Origin of the sequence: Sphingomonas naasensis, from assembly GCF_004792695.1 — a bacterium.
Classification (GTDB): Bacteria; Pseudomonadota; Alphaproteobacteria; order Sphingomonadales; family Sphingomonadaceae; genus Sphingomonas; species Sphingomonas naasensis.
Genome location: NZ_SRXU01000001.1, coordinates 1 through 21,306, shown reverse-complemented (window position 1 = coordinate 21,306; position 21,306 = coordinate 1). Strand labels below are relative to the sequence as shown.

At 68.6% G+C, this 21,306-nt stretch carries 23 protein-coding genes and 1 tRNA gene; 11 read left to right on the top strand and 13 right to left on the bottom strand.

Annotation, left to right across the window (positions count from 1 at the left end; all coding sequences use genetic code 11):
* Window positions 1-816, bottom strand: a complete 816-nt coding sequence (locus E5A74_RS00125) for an abortive infection family protein (RefSeq protein ID WP_135981622.1) — start codon at window positions 814-816, stop codon at window positions 1-3.
* 85 nt (window positions 817-901) lie between these two features.
* Here E5A74_RS00125 and E5A74_RS00120 point away from each other — a divergent pair, with 85 nt between their 5' ends.
* From E5A74_RS00120 to E5A74_RS00095, 6 genes are all read left to right on the top strand, one after another.
* Complete coding sequence (locus E5A74_RS00120; RefSeq protein ID WP_135981620.1) at window positions 902-1,141, top strand: type II toxin-antitoxin system Phd/YefM family antitoxin; 240 nt, start codon at window positions 902-904, stop codon at window positions 1,139-1,141.
* Window positions 1,141-1,563, top strand: coding sequence for a type II toxin-antitoxin system VapC family toxin (locus E5A74_RS00115; protein WP_135981618.1), 423 nt, complete (start codon window positions 1,141-1,143; stop codon window positions 1,561-1,563). The genes E5A74_RS00120 and E5A74_RS00115 overlap by 1 nt, the downstream gene beginning before the upstream one ends.
* Window positions 1,564-1,601: 38 nt before the next feature.
* A complete protein-coding gene (locus E5A74_RS00110) occupies window positions 1,602-1,994 on the top strand; it encodes a SpoIIAA family protein (RefSeq protein WP_135981616.1) in 393 nt (130 codons plus the stop codon).
* Between the two features lie 51 nt (window positions 1,995-2,045).
* Window positions 2,046-2,522: a hypothetical protein gene (locus tag E5A74_RS00105; RefSeq protein WP_166745540.1), complete on the top strand. Its 477-nt coding sequence runs from the start codon at window positions 2,046-2,048 to the stop codon at window positions 2,520-2,522.
* A 95-nt stretch (window positions 2,523-2,617) separates the two neighbouring features.
* Window positions 2,618-2,803 carry a hypothetical protein gene (locus E5A74_RS00100; RefSeq protein WP_135981612.1) on the top strand — a complete coding sequence of 62 codons (186 nt, stop codon included), beginning with the start codon at window positions 2,618-2,620 and terminating at the stop codon, window positions 2,801-2,803.
* Between the two features lie 158 nt (window positions 2,804-2,961).
* The gene (locus E5A74_RS00095; protein WP_135981610.1) at window positions 2,962-3,501 is read left to right on the top strand and encodes a glycine zipper 2TM domain-containing protein; all 540 of its coding nucleotides are present in this window, start codon (window positions 2,962-2,964) and stop codon (window positions 3,499-3,501) included.
* A gap of 15 nt (window positions 3,502-3,516) precedes the next feature.
* Here E5A74_RS00095 and E5A74_RS00090 read toward each other — a convergent pair whose 3' ends face one another.
* Complete coding sequence (locus tag E5A74_RS00090) at window positions 3,517-3,846, bottom strand: hypothetical protein (RefSeq protein ID WP_135983149.1); 330 nt, start codon at window positions 3,844-3,846, stop codon at window positions 3,517-3,519.
* Between the two features lie 188 nt (window positions 3,847-4,034).
* On the opposite strand from E5A74_RS00090, the gene E5A74_RS00085 reads away from it, so the two are divergent.
* The 4 genes from E5A74_RS00085 to E5A74_RS00065 all read left to right on the top strand — a co-directional run bounded on the left by E5A74_RS00085 (window position 4,035) and on the right by E5A74_RS00065 (window position 8,644).
* Window positions 4,035-4,538, top strand: coding sequence for a hypothetical protein (locus E5A74_RS00085; protein WP_135981608.1), 504 nt, complete (start codon window positions 4,035-4,037; stop codon window positions 4,536-4,538).
* 238 nt (window positions 4,539-4,776) lie between these two features.
* On the top strand, window positions 4,777-6,099 hold the full coding sequence (locus E5A74_RS00075; protein ID WP_135981604.1) for an MFS transporter: 1,323 nt from the start codon (window positions 4,777-4,779) through the stop codon (window positions 6,097-6,099).
* The gene (cysK, locus tag E5A74_RS00070) at window positions 6,096-7,016 is read left to right on the top strand and encodes a cysteine synthase A (protein ID WP_135981602.1); all 921 of its coding nucleotides are present in this window, start codon (window positions 6,096-6,098) and stop codon (window positions 7,014-7,016) included. The genes E5A74_RS00075 and cysK overlap by 4 nt, the downstream gene beginning before the upstream one ends.
* Window positions 7,017-7,246: 230 nt before the next feature.
* Window positions 7,247-8,644, top strand: a complete 1,398-nt coding sequence (locus E5A74_RS00065) for a cell wall hydrolase (protein WP_135981600.1) — start codon at window positions 7,247-7,249, stop codon at window positions 8,642-8,644.
* On the opposite strand, the gene E5A74_RS00060 is transcribed toward E5A74_RS00065, so the two are convergent.
* From E5A74_RS00060 to E5A74_RS00020, 9 genes are all read right to left on the bottom strand, one after another.
* Window positions 8,641-10,080 carry a PH domain-containing protein gene (locus E5A74_RS00060; RefSeq protein WP_135981598.1) on the bottom strand — a complete coding sequence of 480 codons (1,440 nt, stop codon included), beginning with the start codon at window positions 10,078-10,080 and terminating at the stop codon, window positions 8,641-8,643. The two genes, E5A74_RS00065 and E5A74_RS00060, sit on opposite strands and share 4 nt — an antisense overlap.
* The gene (locus tag E5A74_RS00055) at window positions 10,077-10,538 is read right to left on the bottom strand and encodes a PH domain-containing protein (protein WP_135981596.1); all 462 of its coding nucleotides are present in this window, start codon (window positions 10,536-10,538) and stop codon (window positions 10,077-10,079) included. Before E5A74_RS00055 ends, E5A74_RS00060 begins: the two co-directional genes overlap by 4 nt.
* A gap of 78 nt (window positions 10,539-10,616) precedes the next feature.
* Window positions 10,617-11,210: a hypothetical protein gene (locus E5A74_RS00050; protein ID WP_135981594.1), complete on the bottom strand. Its 594-nt coding sequence runs from the start codon at window positions 11,208-11,210 to the stop codon at window positions 10,617-10,619.
* Between the two features lie 54 nt (window positions 11,211-11,264).
* Window positions 11,265-13,067: an acyl-CoA dehydrogenase C-terminal domain-containing protein gene (locus tag E5A74_RS00045; protein ID WP_135981591.1), complete on the bottom strand. Its 1,803-nt coding sequence runs from the start codon at window positions 13,065-13,067 to the stop codon at window positions 11,265-11,267.
* A gap of 10 nt (window positions 13,068-13,077) precedes the next feature.
* On the bottom strand, window positions 13,078-13,503 hold the full coding sequence (locus tag E5A74_RS00040; protein WP_135981589.1) for a MerR family transcriptional regulator: 426 nt from the start codon (window positions 13,501-13,503) through the stop codon (window positions 13,078-13,080).
* A 32-nt stretch (window positions 13,504-13,535) separates the two neighbouring features.
* Window positions 13,536-14,522, bottom strand: coding sequence for an AAA family ATPase (locus E5A74_RS00035; RefSeq protein WP_135983148.1), 987 nt, complete (start codon window positions 14,520-14,522; stop codon window positions 13,536-13,538).
* Between the two features lie 200 nt (window positions 14,523-14,722).
* Window positions 14,723-15,886, bottom strand: coding sequence for a D-alanyl-D-alanine carboxypeptidase family protein (locus E5A74_RS00030; RefSeq protein WP_135981587.1), 1,164 nt, complete (start codon window positions 15,884-15,886; stop codon window positions 14,723-14,725).
* A gap of 22 nt (window positions 15,887-15,908) precedes the next feature.
* Window positions 15,909-16,817, bottom strand: a complete 909-nt coding sequence (locus E5A74_RS00025; RefSeq protein WP_135981585.1) for an SPOR domain-containing protein — start codon at window positions 16,815-16,817, stop codon at window positions 15,909-15,911.
* Window positions 16,801-17,829, bottom strand: coding sequence for a lytic murein transglycosylase (locus E5A74_RS00020; RefSeq protein WP_420822478.1), 1,029 nt, complete (start codon window positions 17,827-17,829; stop codon window positions 16,801-16,803). The genes E5A74_RS00025 and E5A74_RS00020 overlap by 17 nt, the downstream gene beginning before the upstream one ends.
* Window positions 17,830-17,952: 123 nt before the next feature.
* Here E5A74_RS00020 and E5A74_RS00015 point away from each other — a divergent pair.
* Window positions 17,953-18,042: transfer RNA gene (locus E5A74_RS00015), tRNA-Ser, on the top strand.
* A 19-nt stretch (window positions 18,043-18,061) separates the two neighbouring features.
* Here the strand turns inward: E5A74_RS00015 and E5A74_RS00010 are convergent.
* Complete coding sequence (locus E5A74_RS00010; protein ID WP_135981583.1) at window positions 18,062-18,412, bottom strand: hypothetical protein; 351 nt, start codon at window positions 18,410-18,412, stop codon at window positions 18,062-18,064.
* Window positions 18,413-18,624: 212 nt separating this feature from the next.
* Window positions 18,625-21,306 (bottom strand): autotransporter outer membrane beta-barrel domain-containing protein (locus tag E5A74_RS00005; RefSeq protein WP_135981581.1); only part of this gene is annotated, 2,682 nt, incomplete at its 5' end.

Genomic DNA, 21,306 nt, shown 5'->3' with positions numbered 1-21,306 from the left:
TTAGCTCGACTGCTTGCTACCAAGACTAGAATTGAAAGTCTCAATCAAAAACACTGCCATGGTGCCGGCGAGATTTACGGCAAGCGTCGCATGACGGGACTGCACGCGAACCGGTCTCTTGCCCCGACCGTGCGCATCACCGACTCGATTCCTGAGTGCCCCTAGTCCTTCGACAACACCCGAGCACCCTCCTAATATCTGTTTGAAAACACTTTCGGTGTGTTGGGACGGCGCCAAATTTATCTTTTTAGCAACGAGCGCGTATAACTTCGGAAGATCGGTTGCGCTGACATGAACCGCATCGGACTCAGCACCGTGCTCAAGAATGTGCAGGCAGACGGTTTCAAGTAGCGTCCTAGCTGCCGTGATGGCTCCCTCTGGATCGTCATGCACGCGCTTCAGGGCCTTACGCCACGCGGCTCCTACTCCGTGCTCATCGAAAGCTTCAAGCGCTTGGGAAATCCCCTCCGAAGCAGGTGCGGGCTCTTTCTCTAGATAGTCTATTAGCGGCGGAAATTCCGCCCTTAGAAAGTCTTGGCGCTCTCTATATGTAGAGAATTCATGCTTGATGAACTGCCAGAAGTCTCCGGTATCAGAACATGCCCTGATGAACTTTGGCATTAAGGTCGCGGTGGCAGGATCGCCCATAAATTCGGCTCGAAGGGTCCGATACACCGAAGCGTCCATCGATCCTCCCGTTGCTTCAGAAGTTAAGCCGTTTCTGAATGCTAGCACCCGTTCACCGCGAGCGCCCGGTAGATCTGCTATCGGGTCCGCGAGATCGCCTGAGCCGACTGAAAGGAAATCAAAAGACATAAGCGTTCCTTGCAAGCGCCACGGTATATAGTTGGATTGATTCCTGTGGTATAGTCACCAATCTAGTCAGGAGCCTCGCCGCGCCATGGAACGCATCAACCTAGCCGACGCCAAAGCACGCCTCAGCGAGATCGTCGATCGGGTCGAGGCCGGCGAGAGCATCGAGATCGTCCGGCGCGGGAAGCCTGCCGCGCGGTTGGTCCCGCCTTTGCCCGAGAAGAAGCCGGTCGACGTCGCCGCGCTCCGCGTCGCGGCGAACCGACTCCCCTACCAGCACGAAAGCGCTGCCGACCTGATCCGCAAGATGCGCGACAGCGGCTATTGATGTTCTACCTCGACACTTCGGCCGCGGTCGCGTCGATCACCCAGGAGCCGCACAGCGAGCGCATCTGGCGCTGGCTGGGCGATCATGCCGACGCATCGATCCTGTGCAGCGGCTGGGTCGCGACCGAGCTTTCCAGTGCATTGTCGATCAAGGTCCGGACCGGCGCGTTCACGCTCGAGCAGCGCGTCGCAGCATGGAATGACTGGCGGCGGTTCCGCGAGGCCAGCCTCGCCGACATTGCCGTCATGCCCGAGCATTTCGAGACTGCCGCGGCCTTTTGCGATCGGCCCGACCTTGGCCTGCGCGCCGGAGACGCGCTGCACCTCGCGATCGCGCAGAGCGGCGGCCTGTCGCTCGTGACACTCGATCGTGCGATGGGGGACGCCGCGCTGCAACTGGGGATCGCCATCGAACAGCTCTAGGCACGGGCACGCGTCCGGCACCCGCGCGTTCTATCCCCATGCTCACCATAACCGCCCTCTCCCCCCGCGCGATCGAGATCGTCGCCGAAGGCCATTTCACCGCCGCCGATGTCGCCACCGCCCTCAACCAGATGGCCGCGATCCTCGACGACATGCCACAGCTCGACATCCTCGCCGATGTCCGCGGCTCCGCTTCGGTTTCCCTCTCGGTGATCGCCGAGGAGCTCAAGCGCCTCCCCCTCGTCTTCCGCATGATCCGCCAGATCGAGCGCGTCGCTATCGTCGCCGACGCGCCATGGGTGCGGATCACCTCGAGGATCGAGGGCGCGCTGATCCCCGGCGTGCACTACGAAGTCTATCAACGCCCTGAGGCCGCGCATGCCCGCGCGTGGGTGCTGCGCCATACCGACCAGCCCCGCCCCGCCGGCTGAGCCCCCTCGTTCAGCCGCTGGCAAGCCCGGCGCGCCATGCTAACACCCGCCATGATCCGGGGGGAGTTCAACATGATCCGCGCCACTTCTGCCAGTTTCGCCGCCCTGCTCGCCGCCGCGGCAACGCCCGCCGCCGCGCAGACGCCGCCCAGCATCGAGGCGGTCCAGCAGACGCTCGACGCCGCGCTCGCCGAACCGCATGACGAGATCACCATCACCCAGGTCCGCGACGATTTGAAGAAGACCTCGCTGCTCGTCCGCACCCTCACCACCAGCAAGACGCTGCGCCGCTGCGTGACCGAGTTCGCGACGCCGGTCGAGAAGCTCAACGGCAACGCGAAGTCCGCGCGCAGCTGGCGCGTCGACTGGAGCGGCGTCGCCGAAATCCGCCGCGACGGTCCGTTCAAGCTCGAGCTGATCGCGAAGAAGCCCGATGGCGTCCGCTCGATCCTCGAATTCCCCGACAACGAATTCGCCGCCGATCTCGGCGAAGGATTCGACCTGTTGGTGAAGGACTGTTCGCGCTGATCCGCGCCGCCCCTGCCGTCCTTGCAATGCACGATCCGGTCTGCTTGGCTCGTCGCTCGACGCCGCCCCGCGGCTAGAGAGAGCGGAGCTCGACCATGCACGCCAACCTGTTCTGGATCGCCGCGCTGCTCGCCGTGGTGGTCTACTGCATCGCGCAGGCGGTACGCGACTTTCGCGCGAAGCGCTATGGCTGGGCGATCGCCGCGGCGGCCTCGGCGGTGGTGGTGCTGACGATCCCGTGGCCGACGCACGCGATCAAGATCGACTTGCCGCAGCGTTAGGGCGGAAATGGCGCATCGGCCGCAATTCGCCTGACCTTCCCCGCCGCAGCACCGGAAATTCGGCGCGATACCGCGATGTTCAGCCCCGCTTCACCCATTTTGCCGGAACGTTTCGGCACTGCTGACCGTATCAAGACATTCGAGGAGGAGAGCCCCATATGAAGACCATCACCAGCCTCGCGGCGCTCGCCGCGGCGCTCGTCGTCGCCGCGCCCGCATCGGCGCAGACGAGCACCCGCTACAGCGGCGGATCCTACCAGGACGAGGAGGCGCGCTTCGACGCCGCGCAGCGCCGCTTCGACAACGAATATGAGCAATATCAGGCCGCGGTCGATCGCTATCGCCGCTCGCGCACCACGCGCCCCGCGTACGACGACCGGCCCGATCCGCGCTATCAGGACAATCGCTACGACGACGATCCCAATTACGATCCGGCGCGCGACTATCGCGCGGGCAACTATCAGGAGCGCACGCTGGCGCAGGACGACCGCGTCTATCGCGGCAATGACGGGCGTTATTATTGCAAGCGCAGCGACGGCACGACCGGGCTGATCGTCGGTGCCGCGGCGGGCGGCCTGTTCGGCAACATCATCGCCGGGCGCCGCTCGAGCACGGTGGGCACGCTGCTCGGCGCGATCGCGGGCGGTGCCGCGGGCGCGTCGATCGATCGCAACCAGCAGCAGGTGCGCTGCCGCTGAGGCCTCGGGCCGGGATCAGGCCGCGGGGCGTTCCACCGCGAGCAGGGTCTCGGCCGCGAAGCGTTCGTCGGCGGGGTCGAAGGTCGCGCTCGGCACGAAGCTGCGCTCGGTGAGCGCGAAGGCGCCGAGCCCGGTCAGCTTGAACAGGCCGATCTTCTCCTCGCGCGGCGGCTGTCCGTCGCGCTCGATCGTGGTCGCGCCGATATAGACCTCGCCGTGCCGGGTGAAGGCGACATGCGGCGCGAGCAGCACATGGCCGCCATTATAGGTTGCCTCGATGCACAAGGTGCGGACGATCGCCTCGAAGAGGATCGGCATCCGCGTGGCAGGGGCGGTCTCGGTCATCGGATCAGGTTCGCTGCGGTACATCCGGTCCAATATATTACCAATGCCGCAGTGCAGCAAGACCAGTGCGGCTACGGATATCACGCCGCTTCCGTACCAACACCATTACGGCCTTCCCCGGAGCCGCGCGTTCATCCGGGATCAGCTAGATCGGGCTTACAGGGGTGTAAGTATCAAGAGTTCCCCGGATGCCCGTCGATCGTTTGCTTGCCAGTCATGTCCGCATCCTCGCCAATGTCGATGCAGTCGAACGCTTCGCCGCGGGCGAACCGCCGCCGCCCGAGGTGAGCTTCGCCGACAAGCGCTGGGCCTTCACCCGCGACCTGCTGCTCCATTTCGCCCAGATGGAATCGACGATCTACGGCCCGATGATGAGCGATCGCCGCGTCCACGCCCAGCAGGCCGCGGCGCTCGCCAGCGTCGAGACCGCCAGTCTGATGTCCGATTATCGCGAGCATGTCGCGCGCTGGCAGGGACCCCCGCCGGGCGCGCAATGGGAGACCTATCGTCGCGGCGTCGGGCAGCTGATGCAGCGCATCCGCACGAGGATCGAGGCCGAGGCGGTACGGATCGTCCCGCTGCTCCCGGTCCAGCCCGATGGCTCGCGCTTGGGCCCCACTCGCGAGAGCTACGCCGCCGAAGCCTGGGAGATTCGCGGCGTGCTCTTCGAGGGCATCAAGCTCCCGGTCTGATCCGCACGCGGCCCGCGCCTTCTAGTGCCAGAAGAGCAGGAGCAGGATGATGATGGGAAGCGGAATTCCCAGCAGCCACAACAGGATGCCCTTGCCCATTTGATCTCTCCGACAGGTTGATTTCGCTGGCGTGATAACCGCGGGCGGGCGCCGCGGTTCCGTGCGCTGCCGCCGAACTATTTCGCGGCAAAGCCATTCCGGCGTTGCGGCGCAGCGCGCGACGCGCCACAGAGCCGCCATGTCGGTCCATCCCTTCGCCGTCGCCAATTTCCGTGCCTATTGGATCGCCCGCTTCGCCGCGACGCTCGGCCAGATGGCGCTGGTGATCGTGATCGGCTGGCAGGTCTACGACATCGCCCGTCAGTCGATGGGGATCAAGGCGGCGTCTTTCCAGCTCGGGCTGATCGGGGTCGCCCAGTTTCTGCCGCTGCTCGTGCTCTCGCTGTTCGCCGGCTGGCTCGCCGATCGCGTCGATCGTCGCTGGATCGCCCGCGCGGCGCTCGCGCTCGAGGCGTTCTGCGCGCTCACCCTCGCCTGGCTGACCTGGACCGACACGATCACCCTCCCCGCCCTGTTCGGCGTCGCCGCTCTGCTCGGTGTCGCGCGCGCCTTTGCCGGCCCCGCGCTCGGCGCGCTCGCACCCAATCTGGTGCCCAAGGAGAGTCTGCCCACCGCGATCGCGCTGAGCTCGACCTCGTGGCAGATCGGCACGGTGATCGGCCCGGCGATGGGCGGCTATCTCTATGCCGCGGGCCCCTCGGTCCCCTATTTCGTCGCCGCGGGGCTGTTCGCGCTCGCGCTCGTCATGCTGCTGCTGATCACCCCGGTGCCGCGCACCGCGATCAAGTTCACCGGCAGCCCCTGGGCGCAGATGGTCGACGGGCTCCATTATGTCCGCCGCAACCGGCTCGTGCTCGGCGCGATCTCGCTCGATCTGTTCGCGGTGCTGCTCGGCGGCGCGACGGCGATGCTGCCAGTCTATGCGCGCGACATCCTCCAGGTGGGCTCTGCCGGGCTCGGCCATCTCCGCGCCGCCCCCGCGCTCGGCGCGGTGGCGATCGGCCTGTTCTTCTCGTGGCGTCCGCTGCGCACCGAGGTCGGCAAGAAGATGCTGCTCGCGGTGGCGATCTTCGGGTTCGCCACGATCGTTTTCGGCGCCTCGGCACCGTTGCTCGTCGGCTGGCTCGGGCCCTCGGCGATCGGGCATGATTTCGCGCCCGCCGTGCTGCTCTCGCTCGTCGCGCTCTTCGTGCTCGGCGCCGCCGACATGGTCTCGGTCTATGTCCGCCAGTCGCTGATCCAGCTCTACACCCCCGATCAGATGCGCGGCCGCGTCAGCGCGGTGTCGACGCTGTTCATCTCGGGCTCGAACGAGCTGGGCGAAGCCGAGTCGGGCTTCCTCGCCGCGCTGATCGGGCCGATCGCCGCGGTGATCGGCGGCGGCATCGGCGCGGTCCTTGTCACGGCGCTATGGGCCAAGCTATTTCCCGAGCTCAGGCGGGCTCGCACCTTCGATCCTCCGGCCAATCTCGAAGTGCCTCCCAAGGAGATGACGACATGAAGGCGAACACGATCCTCGAGACGATCGGCAACACGCCGCACATCCGCGTGCAGAAGCTGTTCCCCGGCGCCGAGGTGTGGATCAAGTCCGAGCGCTCCAATCCGGGCGGCTCGATCAAGGACCGCATCGCGCTGGCGATGGTCGAGGCGGCGGAGAAATCGGGCGATCTCGAGCCCGGCGGCACGATCGTCGAGCCGACCAGCGGCAATACCGGCGTCGGGCTCGCGATGGTCGCCGCGGTCAAGGGCTACAAGCTGATCCTCGTCATGCCCGAGAGCATGAGCATCGAGCGCCGCCGGCTGATGCTGGCCTATGGCGCCACCTTCGATCTCACCCCGCGCGAGAAGGGCATGAAGGGCTCGATCGAGCGCGCGATGGAGATCGTCGAGTCGACCGACGGCGCATGGATGCCGCAGCAGTTCGAAAACCCTGCGAACGTCGAGGTGCATGTCCGCACCACCGCGCAGGAAATCCTGAACGACTTCGCCGATGGCCCGCTTGATGTGATCATCACCGGCGTCGGCACCGGTGGGCACATCACCGGCGTCGCCGAGACGCTCAAGAAGAGCTGGCCGAACCTCAAGGTCTTCGCGGTCGAGCCCGAGCTCTCGCCGGTGATCTCGGGCGGCACCCCGGGGCCGCATCCGATCCAGGGCATCGGCGCGGGGTTCATCCCGAAGAATTTCCATGGCGACGCGATCGACGGCGTGATCAAGGTCGATGCCGGGGTCGCCAAGGACATGGCGCGCCGAGCCGCGCGCGAGGAAGGCATGCTGGTCGGCATCTCGTCGGGCGCGACGCTCGCCGCGATCCTCCAGAAGCTCCCCGATCTTCCCGATGGCAGCCGGGTGCTCGGCTTCAACTACGATACCGGCGAGCGCTATCTGAGCGTCCCCGAGTTCCTGCCCGAGAGCTGATCTCACGTCTCCCTCTCTCCGCTTGCGGGGAGAGGGAGGGAGTCGGGTCGAACCAACAACTGAACCGACCTTCGCGGCGTTTCGGCGGCGCAATGGTTCCAAAACGGCGCTTGTTGCGTTATGGGCGGCGACCCCGCTTCTGGAGCAGCTTTTGTCCGTACGCCCCTGCCTTGTCGTCCTGACCCCGCGCGCGCACGCGCTCCGGGGCTGAGCGGCCGCGCACGATGCTGATGCAGTCCCATGACGCTGCGCTCGCGCCCGCGCCGCTGCCGCGCGCCCCGATGGCGGTGTGGCTGCGGATCCTGCTGGCGCTGCTCGCGCTCGCCGCGATCGCCGTGCCGCTGGTGATCGTGCTCAAGGCGCCGCGCGTCGTGGTGCACAACCGCACCCCGGTGGTGATCTCGAAGCGCGTCGTACCCAAACAGGAGCTGCCCCCGGTCGAGCCGGTCAAGCTGCAGGCCGTCGCGCCCGACGACGCGCGCGAGATCAACGCCGCGATCCCCTTCTCGCGCCTGCCCAATCCGGCCGCGCGCGCCTTCCGTCTCTCCGGCGCCGCCGACAGTCAGGCCCGCGCGATCGATTGCCTCGCCGCGGCGGGCTATTACGAGGCCGGCGACGACGCCAAAGGCCAGCGCGCGGTTGATCAGGTGATCATCAACCGGATGCGCCACCCCGCCTTCCCCAAGACGATCTGCGGCGTCGTCTTCCAGGGATCGGAGCGCAGCACCGGCTGCCAGTTCACCTTCACCTGCGACGGCGCGATGCTGCGCTATTCGCCGGGCGCCGCCGCGTGGCAGCGCGCGCGCGACGTCGCGCGGCTGGCGCTCACCGGCTCGGTCTACCGCCCGGTCGGCCACGCCACCCATTATCACACCAATTGGGTGGTGCCCTATTGGAGCGCGAGCCTCGAGAAGATCACCGCGGTCGACACGCATCTGTTCTTCCGCTGGGCGGGCTGGTGGGGCACGCCGCCGGCGTTCACCCGCGGCTATGCCGGGGTCGAGCCCAACATCCCGCAAATGGCGCGGCTGTCGAACGTCCATATCGGCAGCGAGACCAACCCGCTCGAGGCGGCGCTGCAGGGCGACGGCTCGATCATCGATCCCGCGACGATCCCCGACAGCGCCGTGCCCAACGCAGTCGGCGCCGGGCTCGACGCCAATCATTTCCTCGTCGTGCTCGACAGGAAGATGAACCCCGACGCCTTCGCCGCGCTGGCGATCAAGACCTGCGGCGAGCGACTCTACTGCAAGTTCATGGCGTGGACCGATCCGAAGCAGAAGCCGGCGAAGCTTCCCGCCACGCCCGCCCAAACCGCGGCGCTGTCGTTCAGCTATCTGCGCGATCAGGCGCAGGGCTACGCCAAGGCGCTGTGGAACTGCCAGCAGTTCAAGCGTCCGAGCCCGATCCAGTGCATGCGCGTCCAGCCGCCGGTCGCGTCGTTGAACGCACCGGCACCGGCCCCGACGCCGGGGACGCTTCCCGCCGCCGCGCCACTGACCGTTCCGGGCCCGGCCGGCCTCACCGGGGTGCGCCGCAAGAGCGATTCGCCGGCGCCGACCACGCTCAAGCCGCCGGTCAGCTTCACCCTGACGCCGCCAAAGCCGACGCCGACGCCCACCAACTAGGCAAGCGCGCGGGCGAGCAGCGCCGGCGCCAGCTCGGCGGCGATCGGCGCGGCGACATCGGCGATGTCGGGGCGGTGGAAACCCCGTGCGCCTGCGGTATCGATCGCCACCGTGGCGAGCCCCAGCCGGCGCTGGAGCCAGCTCCGCCGGACCGACACCGTCTGGATCGCATCATAGGGCACGATCCACTCGCGCTGCGACAATACGCCGCGCGTCACCTGCACGCTGGTATCGCGCAGCCCATAGCGGTGCCGGCGCCGCTGGAGCAGCGCCACCCCGACCGGGATCGGCACCAGCGCCAGCCCCAGCCACAGCCAGGGCAGGAAAGCCCCGCCGATCGCGAAGGCCAGCACCACCGGCAGCCCGTGCCGCAGCGCCGCGCGCACGATGTGCCCACGCGATACCGGTATCAGCGCATCGGCCTCGAAACGCGGCAGCCCGGCCGCGTCGATCACCCGCTCGATTTCCGCTTCGCGCGCGAACGGCGCCATTTCCTGCCGGCCCGAACGGTCGTCGCTGCCGCCGAGGGTCTGGAAATCGAGGCTCCGCCAGCCGAGCCGCCCGCTGATCGCGCCGCGGCGGATCAGCGCCAGCTGCACCCGCGCCCGCACGATCACCACCTCGCTGCGCGTCAGCAGCCCGCGAACCCGCCTGAAGCGCCCCTCGCGCGCATCGAGGCGAAAGCCATATTCGCGGGCCAGCGTGCGCAGCAGCCCGGCGGCGACGCCCAGCACCAGCGCGACCGCGAGCACCGAGAGTCCCGCGGTCACGGTCAGATGGCTGCGTACCTCGCGCCCGGCGATCCCGATCAGCGCCTGCCAATCGAACTTGAGCACGTCGTCGACGGTCTGGAGCAAGGCGAAGATCGCCGCGAGCCACACCAGCGAGAAGTTGAACAGCCCGTAGAGCAGCACCCGCGCGAGCGGCATCGCGAACAAGGCTCGGCCGGCATCCGCCGCGCTTTCGGGCGCCGCGCCGGCCTCGCCCGCCGCCACGGCCGGACCGCGGCGCAGCGCCAGCCGCAGCCGGCGCGCCTCGGCGAGCGTCACGCTGTCGAGCGTCGCTTCGTCCTTGTCGCCGCCGCCGGTCTCGATCCGCACCAGCGCCAGCCCCAGCAGCCGCGCGAGCGGCTTCTGCTCGATCGAGACGTCCTGCACGCGCTCGAGCGGGATCGAGCGCCGGCTGCGATGGAGCACGCCGCTCTCGATCAGGAACGCATCGGCGGTGAGGCGATAGCGCAGCTGCCACCAGCTCAGCCAGGCGAAGAAGGTCAGCGCCGCGACACCGGCGAGCGTCAGCAGCAGCACCAGGCCGATGCCCAGCTCGCCCCCGAAGGCGAGCATCGCCGGCAGCGCGAACAATGTCGACGGCGCCGATTTGACGAGGCCGATCACGACGGTGCCGGGATGGACCCGGCGCGGCGCTTCGTCGTTCACGCCGCGCTGCCGATCCGCGCGCGGATCGCGTCGCGGATTTCCTCGGCGGTCGCGCGGGTGATGCCGGGCAAGGCCACCACGGTCTGGTCGGTGCCGGCGGTGTGCAGCATCAGCCGCGCCACGCCGAACCCGCGCTCGAGCGGCCCCTGCGCCACGTCGATATGCTGGACGCGCACGACGGGGACGATCGTGTGGACCTGAGTCCACCAGCCATGCGCGACGTGGAGCTCGCTGCCGGTAAAGGCATAGCCCCAATGCCGCCAGCGCCGCGGCGGCGCGACGATCGCCAGCCAGATGCCGAGCAGCAGCGCCACGCCGGCGAGGACGCCGTGCACCGGCAAGCGATCGGCGAGCGCGATCTCGACGACGGCGGCGGGGACGAGCAGGCCGAGCGCCATCACCGCGCCGCGGGCGCGCAGAACGTTCAGCTGACCGGGTTCGAGAGGCTGCAAGGGCACGATGGACAGGCGCATCGCCCGATCATGCTATGCCCTTGCCCGCGCCTCAAGCGGCTTCATGCCGTCGCGCGTTGGGCCTCATTCGAGATAGGGGGTTTGCGGCCAATGCTTGCCGGCGCCCTGCCGAACAATCTGATAGATCACATTGTTCGGGTGCCGCTCACCGCAAAAGCCGGAGAGATTATAGGTCTGCCCCACTTCGCGGAATTCGGTGAGGTACCCCGGACCGTCCATGCAGATCACCGGCTCGCCACCGGGCTGCCGCATCCTTGCCGGGTCGAACAACAACGCGCGAACGCGCTGCGCGATGCGGTGATAGCTGCAATCGCCTTCGATGCAGAACGCGAAAGGCGCGCTTCGCGAGGCGACGAGCCGGCACCCGGTAGCCCGATCGTCGTAGCAGGTCCTCTTACGAACCCCGATCGTCGCCATCGCATCGCCCTGCCGATCCGGCACGATGGTGACGATGATCGCCTCTCCTCCCCGCAGCGCCGGAGTGGCAGAGAAACGCATCGCCTCGCCATTGACCGAAGCCAGCGAGGGCTCGGGGTCGCGGTTCCATTCGCTTGCCCTGGCCAACCACGAATCGCCTGCGGTCCGCTCGCGATCCTCGGTCGGATTGAAGTCCTGCGGCAGCGCCAGCAGCAGAGCGATCAGAACCATTGCCGACATGAAGCGCCTCCTCCTACGCTTCGATGGTGGAGGCGCTTCATGTCCGGTTTATGGCTAGGCCGCGCGGAACATCTCCGGGTCGAGCGCCATCACCGTGTCGCTGCCGCTCTCGATCTTGCGGCGGAGCGCACCGGCATCGGGGAGGAAGCGCTCGGCATAGAAGCGCGCAGTGACCAGCTTGGCCTCGTAGAACTTCGCGTTCCCGCCACCCGCGGCGAGCGCCTCGTTTGCCGCCCTGGCCATGCGCAGCCACATCAGCCCGAGCGCGACGGTGCCGGTGAGCTGCATATACGGATAGGCCCCCGCGCCGACATGGTTGGGGTTCTGGAAGCCGTTCTGCGCCAGCCACATCGTCGCGCCCTGGAGATGGCCCAGCGCCTTCTCGAGCGCCTCGGCGAAGCCCTTGAGCTTCTCGTCGCCCTTGGCGGCACCGGCTTCCTCGGCGACCAGCTTGAAGAACGCCTGGACCGCCCGGCCGCCGTTCATCGCGAGCTTGCGGCCGACCAGATCCATCGCCTGCACGCCGTTGGTGCCTTCGTAGATCATCGAGATGCGGGCATCGCGGACATATTGCTCCATGCCCCATTCGGCGATGTAGCCGTGGCCGCCATAGACCTGCTGGCTGTCGGTCGCGACCTTGTAGCCGATATCGGTGCCGACGCCCTTGATCACCGGGGTGAGCAGCCCGACCAGATCGGCGGCGAGCTGGCGCTCCTCCTCGCTCGCGGCGGCATGCTCGAGATCGACCTGCAGCGCACCCCACAGGCAGAGCGCGCGCAGGCCCTCGGTCTGCGCCTTGGCCTCCATCAGCATCCGGCGCACGTCGGGGTGCACGAAGAGCGTGTCGGCCTTCTCGCCCGGCTCGGCCGGGCCGGTGAGCGCGCGGCCCTGGCGGCGGTCTTCGGCATATTGCACCGCGTTCTGATAGGCGGTCTCGCCGACGCCGAGGCCCTGCAGCCCGACGCCGAGGCGCGCGGCGTTCATCATGATGAACATCGCGGCGAGGCCCTTCATCTCCTCGCCGACCAGCCAGCCGGTGGCGCCGTCATAATTCATCACGCAGGTCGAGTTGGCGTGGATGCCCATCTTGTGCTCGATCGAGCCGCACGACACCGCGTTGCGCTCGCCCAGCGCGCCGTCGTCGCCCACGAAGAACTTGGGCACCACGAACAGCGAGATGCCCTTGGTGCTCTCGGGCGCGCCGGGGGTCTTGGCGAGGACGAGGTGGATGATGTTGCTGGTCAGGTCGTGCTCGCCCGACGAGATGAAGATCTTGGTGCCGGTGATCAGGAACGAGCCATCGGCCTGCGGCTCGGCGCGCGTCTTGATCAATCCCAGATCGGTGCCGCACTGCGGCTCGGTGAGGTTCATCGTGCCGCCCCACTCGCCCGAGATCATCTTCGGGACATATTTGGCCTTCTGCGCGTCCGAGCCCTTGACCAGCAGCGCGGCGATCGCGCCGTGGGTCAGGCCGGGATACATCGCGAACGCCATGTTGGCCGAGATCATATATTCCTGGAACGCAGTCGAGACGACGTGCGGCATCTCCTGCCCGCCGAACTCGGCCGGCGCGCTCAGCGTGCCCCAGCCGCTCTCGACGAACGCCTTATACGCTTCCTTGAAGCCCTCGGGCGTGGTCACGCTGCCGTCGTCGTGGCGCGTGCAGCCCTGCTGATCGCCCGAATGGTTGAGCGGGAACAGCACCTCGGCGACGAACTGGCCGCCCTGCTCGAGCACCGCCTCGACCACATCGGGGGTGGCGTTCTGGAAGCCGGGCAGATTGGCGTAGCGCTCGAGCCCGATCACCGAATCCAGAATGAAGCGCGTGTCGCGCACCGGCGGCGTATATTGCGGCATTTCAGGTTCCTCAGTGAGCGTCGCTGCTCTCGAGCAGCTCGACGAATTGCTGGAGCTCGACGATGTGCGCGTCGATGTCGCGCTTCTGGTTCTCGAGCAGCTGGATGCGGTCGCGGCAGCGCTCGAGCGTCACTTGCTTCTGCACGCGGCGCCCTTCGCCGACATCGTAGAGATCGATCATCTCCTTGATCTCGGCGAGGCTGAAGCCGACGCGCTTGCCGCGCAGGATCCAGGCGAGGCGCGCGCGATCGGCATGCGAATAGATGCGCTGGGTGCCGCGGCGCTCGGGGGCGATCAGCCCCTCGTCCTCGTAGAAGCGCAGCGCGCGCGGGGTCACCGCGAACTCGGCGCACAGATCGGAAATGGAGAAGGCGTCCTGCTCGGAACGCGGCTCGATAGGCGCCAGGGCCTCGAGAGGAAAGGCAACAGCGGACATGCCCGCTCTATAGCTTTACCTTTACGTGAACGTCAAGCAGTTCGCGACGAGAGCCGCGCGATCAATCCGGCCATCTCGAACACTGTCGCGCCGGCGTCGAGCGACAGCCCGATCGCCGCCCCGCCGAGCTCGCGCGCCGCGCCATAGGCATCGAGCGCGATGCGCAGCGGCTCGCCCGATCGCGTCTTCGCGCGGGCGGCGATGAAGCCCGGCGCGCGCTCCAGAAACGCCTCGTAGCGCGGCTGCGCGGCCTTGGCGCCGAGCAGCTTCGCCAGCCGCGCGCGCACCGCATTGGAGGGGTCGCCGGTCTCGGCGAGCAGCGCCATGTCGCTTTCGAGCGCGGCGATGTCGAGCCCGGCAAAGCCCAGCGCGCGCCCCGGCGAGCCCTCGCCCGCGCGGACCAGCGACTCGATCTCGCTGGCATTCGCCTGCGGCAGCGCATCGCGGAGGACGGTCGCGACCTGCGCATCGGCCAGCGGATCGAAGCGCAGCAGCCGGCAGCGCGAGCGGATCGTCGGCAGCAGCTGGCCCGGCGCGTGGCTGACCAGCAGGAAGATCGTCCCCGCCGGCGGCTCCTCGAGATTCTTGAGCAGTGCATTGGCGCCGCCGCGCTCGAGATCGTCGATCGAATCGATCAGCACCACGCGGCGCTGGCTGAGCGAAGGCTTGGTCGCGAACAGCGGCTGGAGGCTGCGCACCTGCGCGATCGTGATAGAGCGGGCCAGCGCCTCGTCGGGCTTGGCGGCGTCCTTGGGCAGCCGCACCAGCTCGCGATAATCGGGATGCGCCCCCGCCGCGATCAGATGCGCGGTCTGGGTCGTCTCGGGCACCTCCCAGCCGGGGCTGAGCCTGTGCGGCTCGGCGGCCTCGGCGAGCATCCGCGCCGCCGCCATCCGCGCGAAGCTGGCCTTGCCCACGCCCTCCGGCCCGGCGATCAGCCAGGCATGGTGGAGCACGCCGCTGGCCATCGCGGCGGCGAGCGCGTCACGGGCGGATTCGTTGCCGAGGAGCATGGTCACCTTAGACACCAACCGTCATCCCGGCGAAAGCCGGGATCTCAGGCCGCGAGCGTCTCCTTCAAATCGTCACCCCCGCGAAAGCGCGGCCCCATCGCCCGGATGATCCTCAAACGCACCGGTGCGATCGCGGCGGCGCAGGAGATGGGTCCCCGCTTTCGCGGGGATGACGGGGAAAGATATCGCCGCGACGACGCCGGCGATCACCCGAACAGCGAGGTCAGCCCCAGCCACACGCGGCGGAAGAAGCCCGCCTCGCCGACATCGGCCTCGGCGACCAGCGGCAGCGTCTGGGTCGGCATGCCCGGCGTCTCGACGATCAGGTCGGCGACGTGCTGCCCGGCCTTGATCGGCGCCTTGACCGGGCCGAGATAGACCAGCTTGCCGGTCATCCTGGGCGAGGTGCCGGCAGGAACCGTCGCATTGAGGTCGCGCGGCGCGACCACGCCGACGCTGCCCGCGCCGCCGCCCTGCACCTCGACCTCGCCGATGCGCTTGCCCTTCGAGGCGATCGGCAGCGGCTTCCACGAGCGGAAGCCCCATTCCATGAAGCGCACCGATTCCTCGGCGCGGCCGCCATAGCTGTCGAGCCCGGCGATCACCATCACCAGCCGGCGGCCATTCTGCTGCGCCGATCCGGTGAAGCCATAGCCTGCCTCCTCGGTGTGCCCGGTCTTGAGCCCGTCGGCGCCCTGGACGCGGCCGAGCAGCGGATCGCGATTGCCCTGGGTGATGTCGGCGCCGGCGCCGAGCGTCTTGCCCCAGGTGAAGTTGGTGCGGCTGTAGAACTGCTTGTAGAGCTCGGGATGGTGCTCGATCGTCGCCTTGGCGAGGTGCGCGAGGTCGCGCGCGGTGACGAAGGTGCGGCCTTCGTCGGGCCAGCCGTTCGAAGTGCCGAACTGGCTGTTGCTCAGCCCCAGCTCCTTCGCGCGCTGGTTCATCAGATTGACGAACGATTCCTCGGTGCCGGCGATCTTCTCGGCGAGGACGACGCAGGCGTCGTTGCCCGAAAGCGTGACGATGCCGTTGAGCAGATCCTCGACGCGCGGATTCTCGCCGACCGCGAGGAACATCGTCGAGCCCTGCGAATGCCATTTCTTCCACGTCTCGGGGCGGACCGGGGCGGTGTCGCTGAGCTTGAGCTCGCCCTTCTTGATCAGGTCGAACGCGACATAGACCGTCATCATCTTCGCCATCGATGCCGGCGGAATGCGGCGATCGGCGTCCTTGGCGTAGAGCACCGCGCCCGAGGAGAGATCCTCGAGATAGGCGATCGGCGCCGGCGTATCGAAGGGCGGGCTCTGCTGCGCGGTGGTTGGCCAGGCGACGGCGAGCGCCAGGATCGAGGCGGCGGTCAGCTTCTTCATTATGTCCGGGTCCCCGGGTTACTCAGTTGACGGCGAGTACGCGCGCGTCCCCATAACCCGCGCGTGCGGCCCCGCCCCGCGCTGCTTCGGCCTGCGCCCGTGTGGCGAACGGCCCGAGCTGCACGCGATAGAGCCCTCCACCCTGCTTTACGGACCCGCCGAGCCTCCGCGCAAGCGCTTGCGCGTTGCCGGCGTTAGAAAGTGCGGCGATCTGCACGTAGAAGCCCGTGGCCGCGACGGGCCGTGCCGCGCGCGGCGGCGCTGCGGCCGGGCGCGCCGCCGGCATAGGCCGCGCAGGCGCGGTCCGTACTTCGCTGGCGAGCGACGTCGTCGCGGGCGGGCCGAGATGCTTGCGCAATGCATTGAGCAGCACCGGCGGCGTATCGGGGCGCGCCGGCGCAGGCTTGCCCGAGCGGAGCGCGAGCAGGTCGCCCGGCGCCGCCGCCACGCGCCGGACGCGCACCGGCATTTGCCCGCTCTCGGCATGGCCGAGCTCGCGCGCGGCGCCCACCGACAGGGTGATCGGCTTGGCCGCGCCGGGATCGGTCGCGGTGACGAGCGCCACGATCGTCCGGCCATTCTCGAGCGAGGTCACTTCGACGAGGGTGTCGACCGGCAAGCCGGCATGCACCGCGGTGACGCCCGCGCCGATCTCGGCGACGGTGGCATAGCCGACCTCGTCGTAGCGCTGCTCACCCGGCGCGCGCTGCGATGAACCGCGCGGCCCTTCGATGCCTGCGGTCGGATCGGCATCCTGCGCATAATCGAGCCGCGGCGCAGCGGGCCGGGGCTGGGCCGGCGCCGATCCGGGAACCGGATAGCTGGCGCCCGGCGCGCTCTGACCGTCCGGCGCGGGGGTGGCAAAGGCTCCGGCCCCGCCGAAACCGGCGAGGAGGAGAAGGGCAGCGACGGCGCTAGCGTTCGACTTCATCGGCGAGCAGGCCTACCGACAATGCGTAAAAATTCGAGCAATTATAGTCGAGGATCACGCGATAATTGCCGGTGAGCAAATAGGCGGTCCGCCCCGGGCCGTCGGGCTCGAGCAAGGTCGCCTGGACATTGTCGGCCGGCCAGCCGCGCCCCTGCGGCGTCAGCCCCAGCGCGCGCCATTCGGCGATCGTCTTCCAGCGGCTGTGGCGCTCGAACACCCGCGGGCAGCGCGGCGAGGTGGTGCGTCCGGCGACCGCGGCGCGGTTGAACCCCTCGGGCACGCGCACCGCGACTCCCCAGGGCTGGCCCGGCCGCCAGCCGGCATTGACGAAATAATTGGCGATCGAGGCGAGCGTGTCGGCCTCGCTGCTCCAGATGTCGGCGAGCCCGTCGCCGTCGCCGTCGACCGCGAGCCGCAGATAGACGCTCGGCAGGAATTGCGGCCCGCCGAACGCGCCGGCCCAGCTGCCGACCAGCTTCTCGCGCGGCACGCCGCGATCGATCATCTTGAGCGTCGCGATGAACTCGCTCGCGAACAGGTCGCGCCGGCGCCCTTCATAGGCGAGGCTGGCGAGCGCGCGCGGCAGGTCGAACCCGCCCATCACCTTGCCGTACGCGGTCTCGTGCCCCCAGATCGCCACCATGATCGATTCGGGCACGCCGGTCTCGCGCTCGATCCGCGCCAGCCGCGGCCGCACGCGCTGCCATGCCGCGCGCCCCTGCCCGATCCGCGCGGCGTCGACATGCTTCACGCGATAGGGTTCGAAGTTCGAGATCGGCGCATTGGGCCGCTGCTCGGGCTGCTGGCGGTCGAGCTCGACGACGCGGGCATTGTAGGTCAGCGTCGGGATGACGAGGTCGACCGTGCGCCGCGTCACGCCCTGCGCCAGCGCCTGGCGGCCGAGCGTCTGGAGATAGGCCTGGAAGCCGGCCTCGTCCTGCGCGACGGCGGGCGCCGCCGCCGGACCCGCCGCCACCACCGCCACGGCCAGAACCGCCGCTTTCCCGAGCATCGCACGCAAACCGAACATGCGCATGGTGTGCCACAGCCGGACGCGGGCATGAAGCCCCCCGCGACGGGGTTCGGTCAAGATTTTGTGGCATCCTGCCGCGCGCCGCGATAGCGGGGGCTGAGCGGAGAGGTGGCCGAGTGGTTTAAGGCAGCGGTCTTGAAAACCGCCGTGGGTGCAAGCCCACCGTGGGTTCGAATCCCACCCTCTCCGCCACCATCGCCCCGCCCGCACTTCAGCAGCCGCTCTCCGCCTGCTTCGCCGCCGCATTCGCCGCCGCGGTCTCGCTGAGCGACGCCGCCGTGCCGATCGCGGCGTTGGCCAGCGCGCCGCCCTTGCCCATCCCGCCGATGCCGATGTTGGCCAGCCCCGACGAGCGCGCGGCCTTGAGCAGCCCGCCGAGCCCGAGGCCCTTTTTCTTCTTCTTTTTCGGCACCGCGCACGGATCGACCGCCGCGGCTTCCGCCGGCTGGGTCACTTGCTGCTCGGCTGGATCGGGCACGTCCTGCGCCAGCGACGGGGGCGCGGCCATGCAGGCCAGCGACAGTCCCAGCAGCAGCGCGCTGCGGGATGCATTTCTCGACATGTTCTTTCTCCAGCTTCCGGACACGAGCGTCCGCCGGAGGTGTAGAAGGGCCCGATCGACGCCGACGACCGGTGCGCGACCAGCGCGGGCGGTGCCGCGACGACGGCGATCAACGCAGCCGCGGGCGCGACCAACGCGAAACGCAATGACACGGCCCGGATCGAAACCCGGACCGTGTCACCGGCGACCCCTCGGGGCTCAAGGGGTAAACATCAGAAGCGGAAGCTCAGGCCTCCCATCACGCTGTTGCGCTCGGTGCCGGTGAATTCGCCGCTATAGCCGGCTTGCAGCCGCACGCCTTCGCTCAGGTCGATGCCGAGGCCAAGCGCGACGCGCAGCGCGGTGCCCTCGCGCTCGATCCCGTCGACGGTGATCTTGCTGCCGGCGCCGGTGAACTGGCCGGTGACCGGCACCCGCGCGTCGCCCATCAGCTGGCGGACGCCTACCTGGGCATAGGGCGTGAGCTTCGCGCCGGCGAGATCGAAGCTGCCCGTCGCGGCGACCGCCGCCTCGCCGAACCAACTGTTGCGATGCCCCTTGTCGACCGACAGGCTGAAGTCGCCGAGGCCCTGCTCGGCCGCGGCCGCGCGGCTGGTGCGGACATAGGTCACGCCCAGCTTGGGCGCGAGCGTCCACGCCCCGAGACGGACCTGATAGTCGACGCCGAGATCGGCGATCCAGCTGGTCAGGTCGTACTTCGCCTTGCCGGTGTGATTGTTCACCAGCAGACGGCGACTGGTCTCGGCCTTGCCGCCGTTGAGGCCGACGAGGCCGTGCAGCCCGAGACCGCCGAGGCGGGTATCGCCGAACACGCCCGCGGCCAGCGCGTCGAGCTCGGTCTTCGCGCCCAGCCACTCGATCCGCTGCTGGCTGTCGAGCCCGCCGACGAACGCGCCGATCTGCGTGCCCCCGCCGATCCCATAGCCGAGCCCGGCGAAGAAGCCGCGATTGTTGACGCGCGACGCCGAAGCGCCGCTCAGCCCGTTGGTCGCCTTGACGTCGGCGCGCCCGGCGAGGAACTGGCCGAAGGTGTAGAGCCCCTCGCCCTCGCCCCGCGTCGCGGTCGCGCCATGGACGCCGTCGACGAGCAGCAGGCTGTTCTCCTCGCCGAGCTGGATCGCCGAGCCATAGGGCTCGGGAGTCAGCTGCGCGAAAGCCTGTTGCTGGATCGCGCCCTGCGCGTCGACCAGCACCGGCAGCGCCGCGGTGAAGGCCTGCACGCCATAGCCGCCGCGCAGCACTTCATTGGCGTAATCGATGCTCGCGCCGATGTTGGTCGGATAGTCGCCGTTCAGGAACTCGCTCTGGATCTGCAGCCGGTTGCCGTTCTGGACGACGAAGCCGAAGATGTCGTTCGACTTGTTGATCGTCGTGAAGCGGCCGTTGATCCCGCCCTGCGCGACGACGAGGTCGAGCCGGTTGCCCGGAGTGCCGTGGAGCACGCCGGTGATGTCCATCGTCGCGCCGTTGGCGATGCTCAGCGTGCCCGAGATGTTGAGCAGGTCGCTCGCGGTCGGCGAGACCTCGAGCAGCAGGTTCGAGCCCGGCTGGAAGTTGACGTTGCCGTTGACCGTCATCGTCCCCGGCGAGGCGCCAGGCGACAGCGTGCCCGAGACGATGATGTCGCCATTGACCCGTCCCGCCGAGCCGAAGGTCGCGCCGCGCGAGACCTGGATCGGGCTGGTCGCAGTGATCACGCTGCCCGCCTGGCCGATCAGCCGCCCGCCGGCGATGTTGATCGCCGCGTAGCTGCCGGTGCCGGTGAACGAGACCACCCCGCCCTCGACGTTGAGCGCCTCGAAGCTCGCATAGCTGCCCGCGTCGAACACCGTCGGCGCCGCATAGGTGCCGCTGGTGTTGAACACGAGCGTGTCGGTGCCGTCGCCGCCGGAGCGGGTGCCGGTGATCGTGCCGGCGCCCGCGATCGTCAGATAGTCGTCGCCGGCGCCGAGATCGACATCGCCCTCGATGCGGCCGCCGACGATCAGGCTCTCGCGGTTGGCGCCACCGGCGACGGTGGCGGTGAGCGTATTGCCGGTCACGACGTTGAACACCCCGCCATCGAGGCCGACGCCGTTCGCGAAGCTGGCGTTGCGGTCGATGCGCAGCTCGCCATTGCCGCTGCCCGAGGATTCGAGCCGCTCGAACCCGGAATAGTCGATGGTGCTGAGCAGGCGGGTGGTGCCCGCTCCCTGGACCAGCGCAAGCGTGTCGTTGCCGGCGCCGCCGTCGACCCGCCCGACGACCGACGCGCCCGAGCCGAGGGTGAAGCGGTTGTCGGCACCGTCGAAGATCACGCCATGATTGGTGCCGAGCGTGGTCCCCGCGCCGAGCTCGAGATTGCCGCCGTTCACCGCGACATTCTCGAAGCTGTAATTGCCCGCGGTGAGCGCCAGCGTGCCGGCGCCTTCGGAGATCAGATCCTCGAACGAGAGGATTTGCGAGGCGACGACCGTGCGGGTCTGCGCATCGCCCGATTGCACGCGGAGCAGGTCGTGCCCGGCGCCGCCGTCGACCGTGCCGGCGAAGGTCGCGCCCGCGCCGACGATCAGCTCGTTGTCGCTGTTGCCGGCGAAGTTGATCCGCTGGTTGGCGCCGAAATCGCCGGTCAGCGTCAGCGGCGATGCGCCGGTGATGTTGGCGGTCTCGAAGCCGAACATGCCGTTGATGCTCGAAGCGCCGTCGAGGGTCAGGTTGAGCGTGTCGTTGCCCGCGCCGCCGTCGAGCGCGCCGTCGAGCAGCCCCGAGAGATGCATCGTCAGGCTGTCGTCGCCGCCGCCCAGCGAGACCCCGCCGGTGAGCGCGCCATCGATCGTCACCGATTGGGCGCTGTCGTCGCCGATCACATTGGCGACCGAGCCGTTGGTGCCCGACAGAACCAGGTTGGCCCCCTC